Below are 16,508 nucleotides of genomic sequence, written 5' to 3'. Positions count from 1 at the left end.
GCGTCACCTGTCCGATGGGACAGTTGACGCAAATTAGGGATGGATCATGCGCCTGCGCACTGCCTCAACGATAGCTTGGGTGGTCGTTGCGACGCCGAAAGCTTCGCGTGCACGTGTCGCGTGCCACTTAACGGTGCGCTCCGCCAGACCCAGAATTTGCGATGTTTCGGATGATGTCTTACCAGCAGCGGCCCACAAGAGCACTTCCTTCTCGCGCTCGGTGAGCAGCCCTTCCTCGACCTCATCGCCGTGCGACAATGCCTGGATCGCCATACCCGCGTAGACCGCCATTGTGACCAGTTGCACCTCCTCGCGCGGAGAGAGAGTGCAGACCTTTGCTGAGGACGCAAACGACAGGACTGATTGCCAGTGGTGCACGCTTAGCATGGGCACCGCAAAACCACTCGATATGCCAAACTCAGTGGCCTCACCTGCAACACGTCGTGAGCCTTTCGTGTCGGACCACTTTGCCGGCACGTCGGCCCACAGAAATGGCTTCAGTGTCTTTGCCGAATAGATGCAAACCCCATCAACTGCCGCATGTTCAGCTTCTACGTAGCGTTTGAACCAGCCTTCGGGCCACCCATTGAGTTCGACCATCGGCGCGAGCTTCTGTCCGCCAAGCGGAACACCACTGAGAATGAGGTGCTCGAATCCGAGATTTCGCACTGTTTGGAGCACGTCATCCAGGAGGGGGCCAGGTGCCGTGTGCGCTCTGCAACGCTCGACGAATTCGAATACATCCGAATCGATCATCACTCCCACCGCGTAATCCACGCAGCCAACTAATTTAGTTGACGCGAACATACTATCATTCACGCGCGTTTTCCTCGCAACACTTTAATCGTTTAATAGTAGAGGCGTTGATCGTTTCTCATAAGTGCTCGGCGATCTGGTCGTTCGGCGGCACTTTTGGCCGAGTCTTGCGGTAGTATGAGCGAGCGACAACTTTTTCGGGCCTTCGGAAGGCGTTGGGTCATTTTGGACTTCCGAGCAGATGCTTGCTATGCGCGACTTGAACGATGGCGCATCTACATCGGCGTAAGCGGAATAACTGCTTCGCGCCACATGTCAGTGTTGTCTCGCACGTCGCAGGCCAACAAAAGCATTCGTCGATCAATCCGCTTGCCCGTCCCCGGCCAGGGATCAGCTGGAAGATGTTCACGTCCTTCAAGCAGGTCAAAGCTAATCCTTGTCAGCCCGTCACTAGTGCTCCCAAGACATCCTCGGCGAGGAGGCGTCAGCACCTGACAGCTGCTCTTGGGTACTAGAGTCAGAATCTGATCACTCAGGCTCGTATCCTGCGGCGCAGAAGTAGTTTGAGCACTCCTCGGCGGTGAAGCGTGGCAAGGCGTCGCGGATTGCGTCCCAAAGCTCGGGGATGTTGCGTGCGGCGGCTTTCCTGAGGATCGACTTCAGCTTGGAGAAGGCATTCTCGATCGGGTTAAAGTCGGGGCTGTAAGGCGGTAGGAAGAGCATTCGCGCGCCGGCCGCTTCGATCGCTTGGCGAGCGGCGGCGACTTTGTGAGCGGGCAGGTTGTCGAGGATGACGATGTCACCAACTCGAAGCGTAGGCGCCAATACATGCTCGGCATAAGCGGCGAACCATTCACCCGTCATCGGTCCGTCGAGGACCATCGGCGCAGTCATGCCCGTCAGGCGCAATGCGCCTGTAAAAGTAGTCGTTTTCCAGTGCCCGTGCGGGATCGGAGATCGGCACCGCATGCCCCGCTTTGCCCGTCCACGCAGGCGAGCCATCTTCGTCGATGCGCCGGTCTCGTCGATAAAGACCAACCGTTCGGGATCGAGATCAGGCTGGGCCTTGAACCAGGCGCGTCGCCGCGCGAGCACGTCGGGCCGATCCTGCTCGCTGGCGTGCGCTGTTTTTTTTGAAGGTCATCGAGTGACGGTCGAGAAAGCGCCAGATCGTGCTCGGCGCGAACACGACCGCATGCTCCGCCCTGAGAAATTCAGCCAACTCGACCAGTGTGATGTCGTCCTGACCTTCGATCACCGCCAGGATCGTATCCCGGTAGGCTTCGATCCGCTGGGAGCGCTTGTCTCCGCCTTGGGGCTTTGCCCGCGTCGCGCCGCTCTCTCGCCATTCGCGGACCCAGCGGACCGCGCTTGCCGCGGCAACACCGAAACGATCCGCCGCAGCCCGCCGCGACAGGCCACTCTCAACCGCTGCGATCACTCGCGAACGCAAATCCTCCGATATGGCTCTAACCATGCCTGCTGGCCTCCATACCCAGCCGACATGATGAATCAGATATTCTCCCCGATGGGAATCCCTCGCGATTCCATCAGGTCAGATTATGCTCTAACAGGCTGTTGAAGAAGTGCTAGCGCAGGCGTTAGTGGCGTGATTCACTGCTCCCCGGAAGAATGGGGATTTGCGGATGCGCGGATTGGACGAGCGGACAGGTTCGCTGTTTTCGTATGTCGACCTTGAGGCGCGGGTGCGGCGAGATCATCCGCTTCGGACGATCCGAGAGATCGTCAACACGGCTCTTGTGGAGATGCACGGCGATTTTGCGGTGCTTTATCCGCCTGGGCTCGGCCGCCCGTCGATCGCGCCGGAACGGTTGCTGCGTGCGATGCTGTTGCAGGCCTTCTACGGCATTCGCTCGGAGCGTCAATTAATGGAGCGGATGGAGTTCGATCTTCTGTTCCGCTGGTTCGTAGGGCTTGGTGTTGACGAGCCGGCCTGGGATCATTCGAGCTTCACCAAGAACCGGGATCGGCTGTTGGAAGGTGAGATCGCGGCAAAGTTTCTGCGCGCGGTGCTAGCGCAGCCAAGGGTGAAGCGGCTTTTGTCGTCGGATCACTTCTCGGTGGACGGCACGCTGATCGAGGCTTGGGCTTCGATCAAGAGTTTCCGCCGCAAGGATGGCGGCGACAACGGCCCGGACGGTGCTGGCCGCAACGCCGAACGGGGCTTCCATAAGGAGAAGCGCTCTAACGACACACACCAAAGCACGAGCGACCCCGAAGCGCGGCTCTACAAGAAGGGCGATGGTCAGCCGGCGAGGCTGTGCTACTTGGGGCATGCGCTAATGGAGAACCGTCATGGGCTGGCGGTCGATGGCGGCATTACCCAGGCGACAGGCACGGGTGAGCGTGATGCCGCGCTCGCCATGTTGGACCGCAGACCGTCGCGGCGGCGCATCACGCTGGGCGCCGACAAAGCCTATGATATCCGCCAGTTCGTCAAGGATCTGCGTGAGCGCAAGGTCACACCGCACATCGCCATCGACGGCCATCTGAGCAAAACCGGCAAGCCTCGCGTGACGGCGATCGATGACCGCACGAAACGCCATCCGGGCTATGATGTCAGCCAGCGCTGCCGCAAGCGGATCGAAGAGGTGTTCGGTTGGATCAAGGCCTCGGCCGGCATGGCCAAGGTTAAGCTGCGAGGATGCGCCCGTGTGAATGCTGCCTTCACCTTGAACTTGGCGGCCTACAATCTGATCCGCCTGCCCAAGCTGCTGGCGGCCCCGGCATGAGCATCGTGGCCCGCTGGCGGATCGTTGAGATGCCCGACTATGTCGAGGACTATCTCGACATGATGGAGCCAGCCTACATTGAATTCGCGGCCGATGGCTCCGGCGAATTCGCCTTCGGCTGCGTTACGGGGCAGATCTTCGGCGCGGGCCACGGCAACAACGTCGCCTTCTCCTGGCAAGGCAATGACGAAATGGACGAGGCCCAAGGCACTGGCTGGGCTGAAATCCAGCCAGACGGCTCTATCAACGGACAAATCTGCTTCCAACGCGGCGACGAAGCAGACTTCATCGCCCGCAAATGGACTTCTTCAACAGCCTGCTAAGTCAGTTCGCGACCGGGGCCGCGCAAAAAAAGCCCGCCGACCAAGGTCGACGGGCTACCTTTCCCTCAAACTGCCGTGCGTCCCTTCCTGGATGCTCCGCCTGAACCAGGAACCCCACGCATATGCCTCATAGCTGATATCCGGCTAACGGGGCTGTAGCCCGGGTGCAACAACGACCTAAATTCAGCAAGGCGCGGCTCGTCCAATAGCAGCTTCCGCCGCTGACGATGGACGGGGCAAGTAGCCGGAATAGCCCCACAGTATACCGGAAGAGCTATTAGCGTCGTCACCGCGATGCCGCGCGTCGGGGCCGATTTCACGCGCGAGCCTCTCTATCATGTCTGCACGCGCGTTTTACATCACCGGTCCGGGCGCAACCAGCAATGGCGCTCTCTTGCGCACCCATGGCCTAGGGCTGGCGTCTCACGATCTCTGCCTTCGAGAGGCCGCGGGCACCCCCTTCGCGACGGAATGAGGCGTAAAGCTGCCATTCCGCAAAAGACAAAAACGTGATGACGAATTGCTCGTGAGTCGACTTTGGCGAACCAGCTCGCAAGCCATTGTTTTATAACGATTGTGTTAGTCCCGGAGGGTCATCGTTTTCTACACAAAATGAAACGTTAGCGGATGGTTCGCCAAGCCATATTCTTCGTATTTTCTCGTATGGTCTGGCGAACCTAAGGACGATGAACGCGACTAATTACAGGCTTCGAGATATCGCGTAGCCGCAGGTAGAAATCCCTTGTAGTGAATGACCGAAAAGGGGCCGCGAGCCGACAGTCTGATTTCGAGATGACCTGGCCAGACAACAGACAGTGGCATCCGGCCTATCTCGTCACCAGAAGCGTTCTTCCCCTACAGTTAGATTGCAGTGCGGCTGGCGCGGAAGCAATCCGAGACACTGTCTGCTGACTGAGCTGTTTGAGCCAGTGCTTGACGTGCCAAGATTCACCTTCCGTGCCGGTCGCGTATGAGCAACCTCGCAGCTTCCCCCCTCCTCGATGCATGAGTGTCGCTGGCCGCCGCTTCCACCTGCAACTCCAGCTCATGCGCCTCGGCGACGCCAACGCCGATCAGATTGCCCAGCGCGCGGTCGATCCGGCCTCGCGCGGAATGCGCCGGGATCAGCAGGTCCGGTTGTTCGGCGAACGCGGCGTCGAACCAGCGCACGACGCGACCGCCGATGCCAGCGGTGATCCACAGGCCTGCCGCGCGGGTGCGATCAAACCAGGCCTCCACGGCATCGAGGACAAAGTCGAGGTGTCGCGCCCGCGGCGCAACGAGGAGCAGCTTCATAGTGCAAAGCGCCACGAACACCGTCGGACCGCCTCTCAGTAGGGGGCGCATTGTGGCTAGCAGCGGGTCGACACGGTCGAAGAGCAATGGCGGAAGATAGCTGTGCGTCCCGTTGAACGGATCGTAGGTATTGAGGAGCATCTTCGCGATGATGCTGCCACTTTCCATGTCGATCCGCGAGCTGGCCGGATCGTCGGCATATTCCCACCGCTTGAGCGCAATCACCCGCTCCACCAGCTTGGCGCGCAGATCGGCAGGCCGAGAGGCGGGGCGTTGGGGATCATTGAAATAGAGCGCGTCGGCCGCATGCATGACCGCCTGCGCAACGTCGCCGAAGGGCTCGTCTGGCAAATCGGTCACAAGCTTCAGATCGGTATCGAACGACGCGGGCGTGCCGTCGAGTAGTCGCTCAGCGAACAGCGCATAATAGTGCAGGTCCCAGTCGTGGGGGTCGCGGTCGATCTCGATATCAACCGACAGCCCCAATCCGTTCATTCGCGCGGTCCAGTCGGCATAGGCCGCAACCACCTCCTGCCGCCAGCCGATCGATCCCTTAGGCGCGGCCTGGATCATCGCCAGCCACTGCGCCGCAGCCGCGCTGTCGACGTGGACGATCTCGATCGCCTCGTCTTCGTCGAACTCTATAGGTGTGACTGGTCCGGGAACGCGGATGCGCGAGCCGCGGCGCAGATGTGGACGCTCCTTGGGCCATGTCGGCCATGCAGGTTCGGCGCCGCCATCCAGCCACGCGATCTCGGCCGAGACCGCTGCATCGATTGCCGCGGCCCGCTCTGCTTCGAAACGCGCGTGCTCGGCGTCGCCCTCCTCCTGATGGCGCTTCCAGCGCCAAGTCATGCTTGCGAAGGCTACGCGCATCGCCGCTTTGAAAAGCCTGGGGTCGATCTCGAGGATCCGCGCAAGGCCGGCGGAAAAGGCCGGCGCAGCGCGGCGGTCCTTGCGGGTCGCGAGCCGGATCAGCGCATCTCGGTCCGCATTGCTCCCCTTGCGCTCCCAGAGATGCATTAGCGCAAGCGTCGCGATCGCCGGGCGGTTGAAACGCAGCGTATCCTGCGAACCACCTCCGCGATCGGACTGCTCTTCCAACGCGATCGAGATGACCTGACGAACCCATCTGTCTTGCGTTGCGAGCAACTCGTCATCCCCATCGCGTGCTACCAGCAATGCAGTCGTGATCAGTCTCGTCGATCGCGATTTGAGAGCATCGGTGTCACTGTCGTCGGGGAGATCACCCTCTGCGTATTCGACCGCATCGCGTGCCGTTGAAGCGGTGGCGTGTTCTCCTTCTCCATCCATAGCCAGACTGATGCGCGCCTCGAGTTCGCTCGATCGGACAAACTCACCCCGCATCTTCTCCATCGCTGCAAGATGAGCGGCCTCGTCCGCCGGCGACTGATAGGCCAACTTCCCGCCCTCGATGTCTGTCCAGTTCGACCGCTGGAGCATGTTGTTGGCAACGCGTGCGATGAACCGCGCATCTCCCCAGTTCGAATAAGGCTCATAGGGCTCCAGGTTCTCGACCGCGGCGCTCATCTGCTCACGCAGACGGTTCGCAATGGCATTGTCGCCCATATAATTCGGGACGATGTCAAACAAGGACGCACCCCGTGACGGGCGGGCTTTCAAGTCGGCGAGTTTGACCTTTCCATCCGGCTCTTTCCCGATAGGGAAATCGATTCCCGAACCGATATGATCATGGGTCTGACGCGCACGGTCGGCAGCCAGCAGTTCCGGGGCCGCGATAAAAGGAGCGAGAACATCCCGGCCTACACCGAAATGCGACAGCAGCACGTCGATTGCGACCAGCAGAAAGGCTGCACAGCTGCCCTCGGGTCCAAGGATGTCGGTGAGCACTTCATCGACGGGGACACCGTCGTCGAGGCGCTGCTGGCTCCACGCCTCGAGGGCCTTCAGTCCGGAGGCCGCCGAATATTCGTGGCTCTGATCGCGAGACCACAAGTAGCTCGAAGTCCACGGAAAGAAGCGCGGGCCATGGCCGAGATCGACGGTGTAGCCGTCGTCTTCCGACACAAGCCCGTTAGTGTTGAACGCAATCGCTTCCGCGACCAGCGCCCGAATCAGTCTCAACCCTTCGGTCGCGCCGGACTCCAACAGATCGAGGAATGGCGGCTGCGCTGGCGAGGCCGGCAGATAGTCGCTGTCAGCGAAGGTGAAAGCTCGCCCCATCGAGCGGTCACGGCGGGCACGCTGATCCCGCTTCTCAATGAGGCTCGACAGCACGAGGTTCGCAAGCTCGGCCGGCGCAACCGGCGCGATCATCTTAGAAAATGGCCGGATCGCCTTGACCTTGTAGCTGTCCTTCTCGGCGCCGAGCTCCCTTAAATAAGCCTTCAGTTGATCGGGCGCGAATTCGCCAAGCAAGACCGCAATCTGGCGCAACGACTCTATCGTGCTACGCCACGCGTCGCTCGCCGCCCGGCCGAGGCTTCGCTCTCCGGGGATCGTCACCTCGGCGTCGCGAACATCGAGCTGACGCAGCCAGCCGAACAGCATGGTGGTCGTCTGCTCGGCGAACGGTCGAAGGTGCTTGAGGAAATAAACCTGTATTTGGACTAGCTCGACTACCGCGCCGATCGCCGACATCGGAATCTCGGCAGCGTGCGCCACCACCCAGCGCAGGACCAGAACTGCCGACCCGGTAATATTTGTACGATACGAGCGCGGCAGATTGACCTTGGAGCCGTCCGGCATCGTCATCAAGTCGGCCGTCGCCACGGTCTCGACCGCCGCGATCGTCGTGCACAATTCGATAAGGAGAGCCGCGTCTTCCGCCAATAGACCGGCGCCGTACTTTTCGAGCAGTTCGAAGCCGGCCTCCGACCGCGGCAAGGCGAGGATCGCTTGGCGCCGCCATGATCCATGCGCCCCTTGCGGAGACAGATGCGTGAGCAGATCGGTCCAGGCGCTGTAATTCGTCGCTTTCTCGAGCTCGAGGCGGCCGGCGACCTCAATGCCACGCGCAACGCGCGGCGATACCGGCACACTCAGATCGAGCTCAGTCAGACGGCTCGGATCCTCTGCGATGTAGTTCCCGATAGCCCAGTCGCGCAGCACGTCGTGATAGAAATCGAGCCGGTCGCGACGCACTTCCTTGAGCGTGAGCGTCCCGAGCAGATGCGACCGAGCAAACGAATCCTCGGTCAGATCAATGCCGTCTTCTCCCTTCAAGGCACTGGCCGCGAGTGCGGCCAGCAGCCGCTGCGCTGCGCGCACCTCGCGCGCAGGCGTGCCGTCCGCTCTCTTCCACCATACGTCAGCCATTGCCGCTTCAGTGCGAACCTCAGTCGCACTCGGCACCGTCAGCAGCCGGGATAGCCGATAGAGATTTCGAGCAAGACCGGCGGCGGGATGCTCGGGGTCGAGCAGCAACCGGAGATCCGGCGCCTGATCGACCAGTATCGCGACTTCATCTTCCGACAGGGGCCCGACGCTTATCCGGTGCGCGCCACCCAGGACGGTAACTATCCCTTCATCGAGCCAGGGTTCGAGATCGCCATGTCCGACCGTGCGCATGGTAGCGATTACCGTGAAGCCAGGGATCCCGCTCGCCGCTCGCATGAGCTCGATGATCGTGCGCTGGCGTCCGCGATCGTCAAACATGTCGATGCCGTCGATGAAGAGCATCGGGCCGCCGCTCGCGGCCAGATCGGTCAGGAACTCGACCGCCGAACCCGGGATGCCAAGCGAGTGGGAAAACGGCAGCCAACCGCCTGCCGGCGTGGAGTCGCGATCGAGCACAATGATCGGCGCCTGCCGCGCCACGCGTTCGGCGACATGCCGAAGAACCCAGGATTTGCCGACACCGGAATCGCCACGGATTTCAATGAACCTATGCGCTTCGGATGCGTCGTCCACCGCAGCGACAGCTTCCAATCGTGGCAAGGTCACACCCGCCACGGTCGTCCCGATATGGGCAAGCGTATTCTGCGCGAGCTCGGCAAGCCTGGCGCGTGCCGGCCCATAATCGCGGTCCCCGGCGAGCCGGAACCCTGCCTCGACGAGTTCGGCCCTGAGGCCATCTCGATCAATTGTACCGCCAGTGGTTCCGGTCTTGATCGACAAGTCGATCAGCCGGCTCCATAGCGCCTCGGCACGGGAGACATCCTCGTCTGCCAGCGCAACGCGCGCGAGCGCCAGACCATAGGTCCGGGCAATCGGCGCCGTCGCTTCGAAATCGAACTCGAGGATGAGCATTCGCCGCAAAAGCGACCAGATCGCTTGGTTATCGTCAGCGATGCCGCCGGCGATCAAATGCTTGCGCGTGGTCGCGACGAAGTCGCGCATGTCCTTACTCGCGACGCCCTTGGCTTCGATCCGGTCGAAGAACGCGGTCGCGCTGTCCGCCGTTCGCGCCCATCTGAGAACATCCTGATAGGCGCCGGAAATCTTGCGACTGGTGCGCTGAGTCGCGATGCTGAGAAGATGCCGGTCTTCCGGGACAGAGCCTACCTCGCTCCGCGCGATTTGCGACGCGACATCCTGATAGACACTATCGCCAGGCGAGAAGGTGATATCCCGCTTCGACTGGATTTCGAGGATGAAGTCGCCCGCCCATCCCGCGCCCGAAACTATCAGGTCATCGAGCTTGAACCCCTGCTCCGTGCCCTGGAACCGAACGCTGACGACTCGGGCGTCGGGCAAGCCCGGTGCCCGATTACCTGTCAGCAGCGCGAGCAGATAAACCGCGCCGAGCTCACCCTCGATATAGGCACCGGCCGGCCCCCGCGATGCCGGGCTCGAACCGCGCGCAATTTCGGGGCTGGGCTCCGTTTCCACCATCGATATGATTTGCAAGGAGTCGCCCTTCCAATCAAGTGAGCACATTGTTCTAGTGGGGCTCATCCTTTCCCTCGGCGGTCTTGTCCTGGTTGCCTTTGTCTTTGGCGAGAGCGGTGTCTTGCGAGGCAAGTTCCGGCCGCGGATAATGAATCCCCTTGCTGGCAATCTCCTGCAATTGCGGCACTGCCCAGGCTCCGCACTGCTCAAAGTGCCGCGCAATTGCTGCTTTCGAGTCCGGAGCGAGCCCCCAGGTCAATGGGGGCACATGGCTTTCGAAGGTTGGCTCCTGCACCCACCGGCTTGCCTCCTGTTTCAGCCGCCGCTGCGCTTCGGCCTTTCCTTCAAGCTGGACATCGGCTTCCGGGTCGCCGTGTTGGCGGCGCTGCGCCATATGCGTGAGGAACGCAAATTCCTGCACCTGATTGTCAAAGGCTGGCAATTCCTCAAGCGGGCCGAGCCCGAAGTGAAAATAGGTGTGTTCGACGATCTTGTCGCCAGCCGCGAAGGTTCCCCAGGTCCGAGACTGGGTATCGCCCAGGCGGAGGTGATCGATGTGATCGGACAATCGCTTCGACAAACCGAGCCCTGCAAGGGATCTAGTGCTCATCAGGGTCAAGAACGGCGACAGGATGTCGGGCGATTCGGAAATGGTGGTGTCAAGACCCAGATCAAGTTCAGGCGGAGCATCACACTTGCCCGCAAGGGTGGGATCGGAGGTGATCTGAATAAGGACATATCTGACGAAGCGTTTCGTCGCCAGCAGCTCAGAGCAAGAACGGGCATAGAGGTTCTCGATCTTCCCTCGTTCCTTGATCCTGTCGCATTGAATGTCATCGAGTTGCTCGACCAGGCGCAGTAGAGACGATGCGCCATAATTAGGGAAGCGTGAACCTGCCGCCCGGCGAAATCCCGGGGAAACGGGCTGAGTTGACGACGGCCGTGCTGACGCGCGTGGTCGGCAGGCCCACGCCGAGGACTTCAATGTCGGGGAGCGTCAGAGTCAGTTCTCCGGCGTCGCGGAGATTGGATGTATATGCGACAAGGCCGCGACTTGTCAGCGTCGCGTTCATAATCAGCGCCGGCCAGGGCCGCTGCGGCCAGAGCGCGCTGAGCGATGACTCGAACAAGGCTGATCCATAGGCATCCGCCCAGGCTCGTTCGATCGCACGCTCAAGGGCTATGCCACGATCATCGAAAAATCGCGCAGCCGGCCAGAAGATCGTCCTGAGCAGATCCCCGCTGAGCGCCGAAGCAACGACCGGTCCGAGAAACTCGCCGTCAAGCATGGCGCGCGCGCAAGGCGAAAGCCCTCCGGCCTGCAAAGGCCGGCAACCCGGCCGACGCTGTCTTTCGGCAAGCTCGCCAACATAAATTGCGGATCCAAGCGAGCCGCCGGACACCGATGAGATGGCAAAGAGCCTGTTCGAAAACTCTGGCACTTGGCGGTCCAGTTCCGAAAGAACGGTCGCCGTCCATTCCGCGGCACGTATGCCGCCGCCGGCGCTTTCCACCAGAAACATGGTCGCTTGGCCGTCCTTGTCCTGGTTGCTCGCGAGCCAACAATCAAAGGACGTCTCCACCTCCATCATCCCTGCCGGAGCTGCCGCCTCCGGACAGGCCACGGCGGCGGGAGTGGAAAACAACTTTGGATCGGGGATCTCACGGATCGGCGCCGCTTGGTAAAAGATGAAGCCGGCCAAGGTAGACAGGATCACGCTACGAAAGACGTATCTTCTTGCCGGCATCTGCGCAAAGCAGCCAAGGATTGCGACAATCAAGGCCCCGATCGCAAAACATGAGGCGACCGGGCCGATGATGCCGCCTAACGTAGAAGCAAAAACCGCAAATATAAGAAACAGCAAATATGCCAGCGACAATATCCTGAAGCGCCAGGTCTGCAGGACCGCTGCCGTCTTGACCAGGCCTCGCACGCTGTAGATCCAAAGCCACGGAATCAGGGCGAAGGCCAAGGCGACAACGCAGATCAGGGCCAGTTGATCACTTCCTGCTAGGGTGACAGCCACGGCGAACGCCACCATGAACATGCTAGCGGCCGCGATAGCAAATTGCTGTTGCCACCGCCTGGTCGCCAGCGAAATCATGAAGAGGAAGCCAACCACTGAAAGAATGAGGGCTCCGCACAGGATCGAAAGTGAACCCTGCACGGTCGCTGAGCTAGAGAGCAGCGCCTCCTGCCCGCCATCTGTGAACAAGGCGAAGCCGATCAGGCCGAGAATGAAGACGATTGATGCCATGATCCCCTCACCTCATGGACAGCCGTCCAGGCTCGAAGAGCGGCGGAACGGGCACGCAAGGCCCATCATGCGCTATCTGTTCGCGGAGCGCTATTCGGATCCTGATCGCAAGCTTCGCCGGCCTCGATATCTCAACGACAAAGAGGCCTTCGATGCGAGATGAAAAGGATTGCCATTTCGGCGATTTCTATGTCTCAGACAGCGACGACGACTTTAGAAACGACGCTCGCCGAAGTCCCCAGAGCGATCCTTGCGGCGCGGCGGCGGTCAACGGTCGCTCTTTGCCAACAATTCCAGATTTTCACGCATGTCTTTCCCCATGTGAACCGACGCAGCCGGCGCGGCTGCAAGCAGAAGACGCGCAGCGTTCGGCAGAGAGCGGTCCGAAGCCGAGAGGACCGCCGCCATCGGCGGGACGTTGACGGTGGGCGTCGCCAGCCTGAAACGCCCTTCTCCTGCAAGATCGGACCACTTGTCGAACATCCAGGAAACGAGCGGCTCGGCCACTCCGCTTCGCAGCTTAGAGGCGCGAACGTGGAAAAGCATCCATGCGCCCGCCCACCAAAGGATGACAGGCTCGCCCGTTACATCGCGCCGAAGGGTATCAACGGACAGTGCCGCCCCGTGGCGATCGGTGCCGATTGTTTTCTGCTTGCCAGTCATTCGCTCAAGAAGCGGGTGCAAGCCAGAAATCTCCGCCGTACCCAAGCCGGCTTGAACGACGCTATCCACAGCGGCGAACGCACCTGCAAGCGCGGCTGCGATCGAGAAACTGAGAAGCATGTCTTCGCCTCCGCGCAAGACCTCCGGATCCGCTGCGTCATCTATGATCGCGGGCGGGACGACGCCGCGCTCGGGATTTTGCAGTTGCTCGCCAAAGTCGCGCCCACCGCCAGCCTCCACCATGGCGGCCATTGCGGCGTGATGGCGCAGCAGCGGCACAAAGTCCGTCGCGTTGTGGCTCACGATAGCCTTGCGACCCGCCGCGATGATCCGCGAAATCTCCGACGAAAGAATCGGTCCCTTAATCAGATACCGCCGAAATTCCAGGTGGAACCCTGTCGGCCGAGGCAAAGCCTCGTCGGCGTCCGCAAGCATGTAGTAGGCAAAGTCAAGGTCGCCCAGCGGATGTGACCGGATCTCTTCTGGAGGCTCCTGGTTACTGGCGCATCCAGGAGCATAGCGAATGTCCTGAACGTCCGCGGGCACGCTATGCGTGAGTTCATTGAACAGCCACAAAACCGCATGCCTCACCACGCGATGGCAATACGCTTCAGCAAGCGTTCCGTCAGAATCTATCATTGGCAACTGCGCCAAGGCGACACGCAACTTCATCACGGCAACGTCGGGACGTCCGGCGCAACATGCAGCGTGCGCGGTATCGGCAAGCAAGCCGATCGCCATTGCCCGAACCGACGGTAACTGCAGATCAGATGCCTCAGTCCGTGCCTGCTCGAACCAACGCTCAGCCTCGGCCCAGTCACCCAGCTCGGCGGCGCTGATGCCTGCTTCCCTAGCGATATAGGCCCGCTCGAGCGCGTCCTGGCCACCGGCGCGTGCGGCGGTGGCGAGCAAGGGCAAGGCTGCTGCATGATCGCGCCGCCGCCAATGGATTTTGGCGCGCGCACGCACCAGCGCTATGTCAAAACCAAATCGCTTCTCCGCGTCCGCAAGACAAGCAAAGGCGCGCTCGACATCATCCCCGCTCTCATCGAGACAGATCGACTGGGCTATAGCGCAACGAACCGCGAGCGTCGGATTCTGCCACCGTATCGCGATATCCGCGCAGGCACCATATTGGCCGGCCGCAGCCTCCCAGTCGAAAGCGTCCGCTCGCGATTCCTTCAGCCATGCGTGCATGACCAGGATCGATATGTCACCGCGTCCGCTCTGAAAGGATGAGAAAAGTCGTTCCTGCAGCCCGGCATGCTCTTGGTCGAGCCGCTCAATCAGGGCGCGGAAACCCGCAACGGTCGTGATGTTACGCATCTGAGTGGCGAACAGCACGCCGGTCACGTGCACGTTTCCGCCTTTCGTGGATTGGAAACCTCGGCTGACCTCGGCCAAGCGCGTATCGGTTTCGGTCAAACGGTCGAAGCGCAAGAGAAGCTCAATCCATGACGGAAACAGCTCGCCCGCACGTTCATGAATCAACAGCTTCGACAGAATCGAACCTTCGAACAGCACCTTTCCCTCGACGTCAGCACGCTCGCGCTCAAGCGCCTTCCAGCACAGTTGCGCGTCTGCGGGGGCACCATTGGGAAGCAGGGACAGGAGCTGCCCAAACCGCATCATCACGGACGCGAAGGGATTTGCGGGAAAAATCGGGGTGTTCGTTGGAAACGAACCCAGCTCGCCAAGAAAGGGAGCAACAAGTTCGAGCGTCTCGGTGTTGCAACGGATTACGCTGTCCGCGAAAGCCACAACCAACGCTGCCTCATCACTCTTGAGTGCGTGGCGCATGGCAGTGCCAGCGTCAAGCACTGAAAGACGTTTGCTGCTCATTAGGGCGTCGGCTATGCAGCGATGAATGGCCCGACGTTCTGCTGCGGTGAAAACCTCAAGCCCTGTCCCTTCAAGCAATGGCGATACGCGAAGACGGTCTCCATGCCATGGCTCGATCCAAGGACCGACAAGGCGGTCAAGCGCCAGGCCAGCAAGAGCAACGGGTGGAGCGACTGCCCCAAGTGTCATGGCCAGGCCACGATCGAACGTGCCGCCGATCAAGCTGGTTCGAAGCAGCAGAGACTGGGCTTCTGTCGGGACCGCCGCGACAAGCCGCTGCCGCATCGCGCGGCGCTCCGCCCCCATTTCGGTCTGGATGCTGCCGCCAAGCAGTGCTGCGACCGACGCCCGAGACCAGCCGGCCGCTGACAGGCGTAGAAGTATTGCTATCGTAAGCTGCGGATGGCCCAGCGAAGCCGCGCGATGAACGGCATCAGCGTATTTGACCTCTCCGCCCATCGTGCTGACCAGGGCTGACACCTCATTGTCGCTAAAATAGGGGACCTCACAGACAGGCGATTCCTGGGGAGACAGCAGATGCTGTGTCGCCGGCGCCGGTGGTCGATATGATGTGACGATTGCGGTCGCGTTGCGTCGGCGCAGGCTTGCCATCATCCGGAGAAGAAGGTCGCGCACGGTGGGATGATCGATCTCGTTCAGATCATCCAATATGACATGCGTCGGTGGACGCGCCACCAACTCGCCCATGGCGACGGAGAGCCTCGATGCCGTCTCCATGGGACCAAGATCGCGAAAATCGACGATGACCCAATGATCGTTGGACCGTGAAGCGACAAGTCTCGCCAGAAGTGTTTTTCCAAGACCAGTGGCCGCAGTGGCAATTGCTATGCCCGTCCTGCACCGAATTGCATTGATGTCCGCCACGAGTTCTGTGCGTGGTGCGACAAGGGAAGGCATCGGCAGTTCGCTCGTCGGGACGAGTAGCGAAGGGCGTGAAAAAGGGCCGGCCGATCCGCTGAAGGCTGCAGGGAGTTGATCGACGGGCACAGACACCATGGAGATGCTGTCAAGCAGGCGAAGCAGGTCGGCGCGACGCAATTGGCGAGCGCCTTTGGACGTTGCAGTCCGCAAGATGTGCTCGACCGTTGCCGGCAATAGGTTTCTGGCCACCTGGCTCGACAAGCGCCTCGCTGAAGCGACAAATTCGATGAGGCCGGATTCGAGCTCATCTCGAAGGTCCTCGAAACTTGATGCACCGCAGTGCCAATGAATCCGAGTGAAGAGCTCCGATCGCAAGGACTCGTCGTTCCGCGCCAAAACATAGGCCTTCGTAGCTGGCTTCAAATCGAGGCCCTCGAGCAGCTTGCGCAATGGCGCGACATCGGCACCGGCGGCAGCCAGACGCCAGTAATGCAACGCGGGTCGGTTACCGACGTGCTGATCTTTGCGGCGCTCGAGACCGATATCGGCGGTTGTCAGATAATGCAGGGAGACTACTCGCTTAGGATTGCGCGCAGCCGTGTCGACAAAACTGTCAATTGCCGCACGCACATCGGCCGACTGCAGGGTTATTCTGCCGCCCCCCGCGCTATACTTCACCTGGGTGCCGGCCAAAGCGTGGCGCGTCGTGACGGAATAGTCCTCCGCTACCTCGAGGTGAAGAAGTTCGCCGTCGGCCAGTCCAACCCAGGCAAGACCTGAGGCATAGAGCTGGTAGCCGTAGCCACGCAAAGCTGCAACCGCCTGGCGAGAAGGATCGCCATAAGGTGAACCGAGCCGCGGTCCAGAATCAAAGATGTCCATCTTCCATGCCCAGAGAGCCTGACGCTGCGAAAGCTACT

9 protein-coding genes are annotated in these 16,508 nt (G+C 60.9%); 3 read left to right on the top strand and 6 right to left on the bottom strand.

The annotated features are described in order from the left end of the window. Positions 1–33: 33 nt before the first annotated feature. Together AC3CCE_RS03055 and AC3CCE_RS03050 are read right to left on the bottom strand one after the other, a co-directional pair. Positions 34–756 (bottom strand): helix-turn-helix transcriptional regulator, encoded by a 723-nt coding sequence (locus AC3CCE_RS03055; RefSeq protein ID WP_023772729.1) that lies wholly within the window; start codon positions 754–756, stop codon positions 34–36. Positions 757–1,284: 528 nt separating this feature from the next. After that, a protein-coding gene (locus AC3CCE_RS03050; protein ID WP_245262801.1) for an IS630 family transposase occupies positions 1,285–2,233 on the bottom strand; the annotation gives its coding sequence in 2 pieces (ribosomal slippage) (positions 1,285–1,891 and positions 1,890–2,233; 951 coding nt in all). A gap of 169 nt (positions 2,234–2,402) precedes the next feature. On the opposite strand from AC3CCE_RS03050, the gene AC3CCE_RS03045 reads away from it, so the two are divergent. Next, positions 2,403–3,509: an IS5 family transposase gene (locus AC3CCE_RS03045; protein WP_488377079.1), complete on the top strand. Its 1,107-nt coding sequence runs from the start codon at positions 2,403–2,405 to the stop codon at positions 3,507–3,509. Continuing rightward, positions 3,506–3,832, top strand: a complete 327-nt coding sequence (locus AC3CCE_RS03040; RefSeq protein WP_352627330.1) for a hypothetical protein — start codon at positions 3,506–3,508, stop codon at positions 3,830–3,832. Before AC3CCE_RS03045 ends, AC3CCE_RS03040 begins: the two co-directional genes overlap by 4 nt. Positions 3,833–4,780: 948 nt before the next feature. Here the strand turns inward: AC3CCE_RS03040 and AC3CCE_RS03035 are convergent. After that, entirely contained in the window at positions 4,781–9,961 is a 5,181-nt protein-coding gene (locus tag AC3CCE_RS03035) for an NACHT domain-containing protein (RefSeq protein WP_352627037.1), read from the bottom strand. A gap of 34 nt (positions 9,962–9,995) precedes the next feature. Next, positions 9,996–10,130, bottom strand: coding sequence for a hypothetical protein (locus AC3CCE_RS03030; protein WP_488377086.1), 135 nt, complete (start codon positions 10,128–10,130; stop codon positions 9,996–9,998). 81 nt (positions 10,131–10,211) lie between these two features. Here AC3CCE_RS03030 and AC3CCE_RS03025 point away from each other — a divergent pair, with 81 nt between their 5' ends. Beyond that, positions 10,212–10,805 (top strand): hypothetical protein, encoded by a 594-nt coding sequence (locus AC3CCE_RS03025; protein WP_488377085.1) that lies wholly within the window; start codon positions 10,212–10,214, stop codon positions 10,803–10,805. 16 nt (positions 10,806–10,821) lie between these two features. Here AC3CCE_RS03025 and AC3CCE_RS03020 read toward each other — a convergent pair whose 3' ends face one another. Together AC3CCE_RS03020 and AC3CCE_RS03015 are read right to left on the bottom strand one after the other, a co-directional pair. Further along, entirely contained in the window at positions 10,822–12,201 is a 1,380-nt protein-coding gene (locus AC3CCE_RS03020) for a hypothetical protein (protein WP_352627041.1), read from the bottom strand. 267 nt (positions 12,202–12,468) lie between these two features. Beyond that, entirely contained in the window at positions 12,469–16,470 is a 4,002-nt protein-coding gene (locus AC3CCE_RS03015) for an ATP-binding protein (RefSeq protein WP_352627043.1), read from the bottom strand. Positions 16,471–16,508 lie beyond the last annotated feature (38 nt).

The organism is Mesorhizobium sp. P160187, from assembly GCF_057766425.1.
Note: the sequence above shows the minus strand (reverse complement) of the source record. Positions and strands in the feature narration are given on the sequence as shown.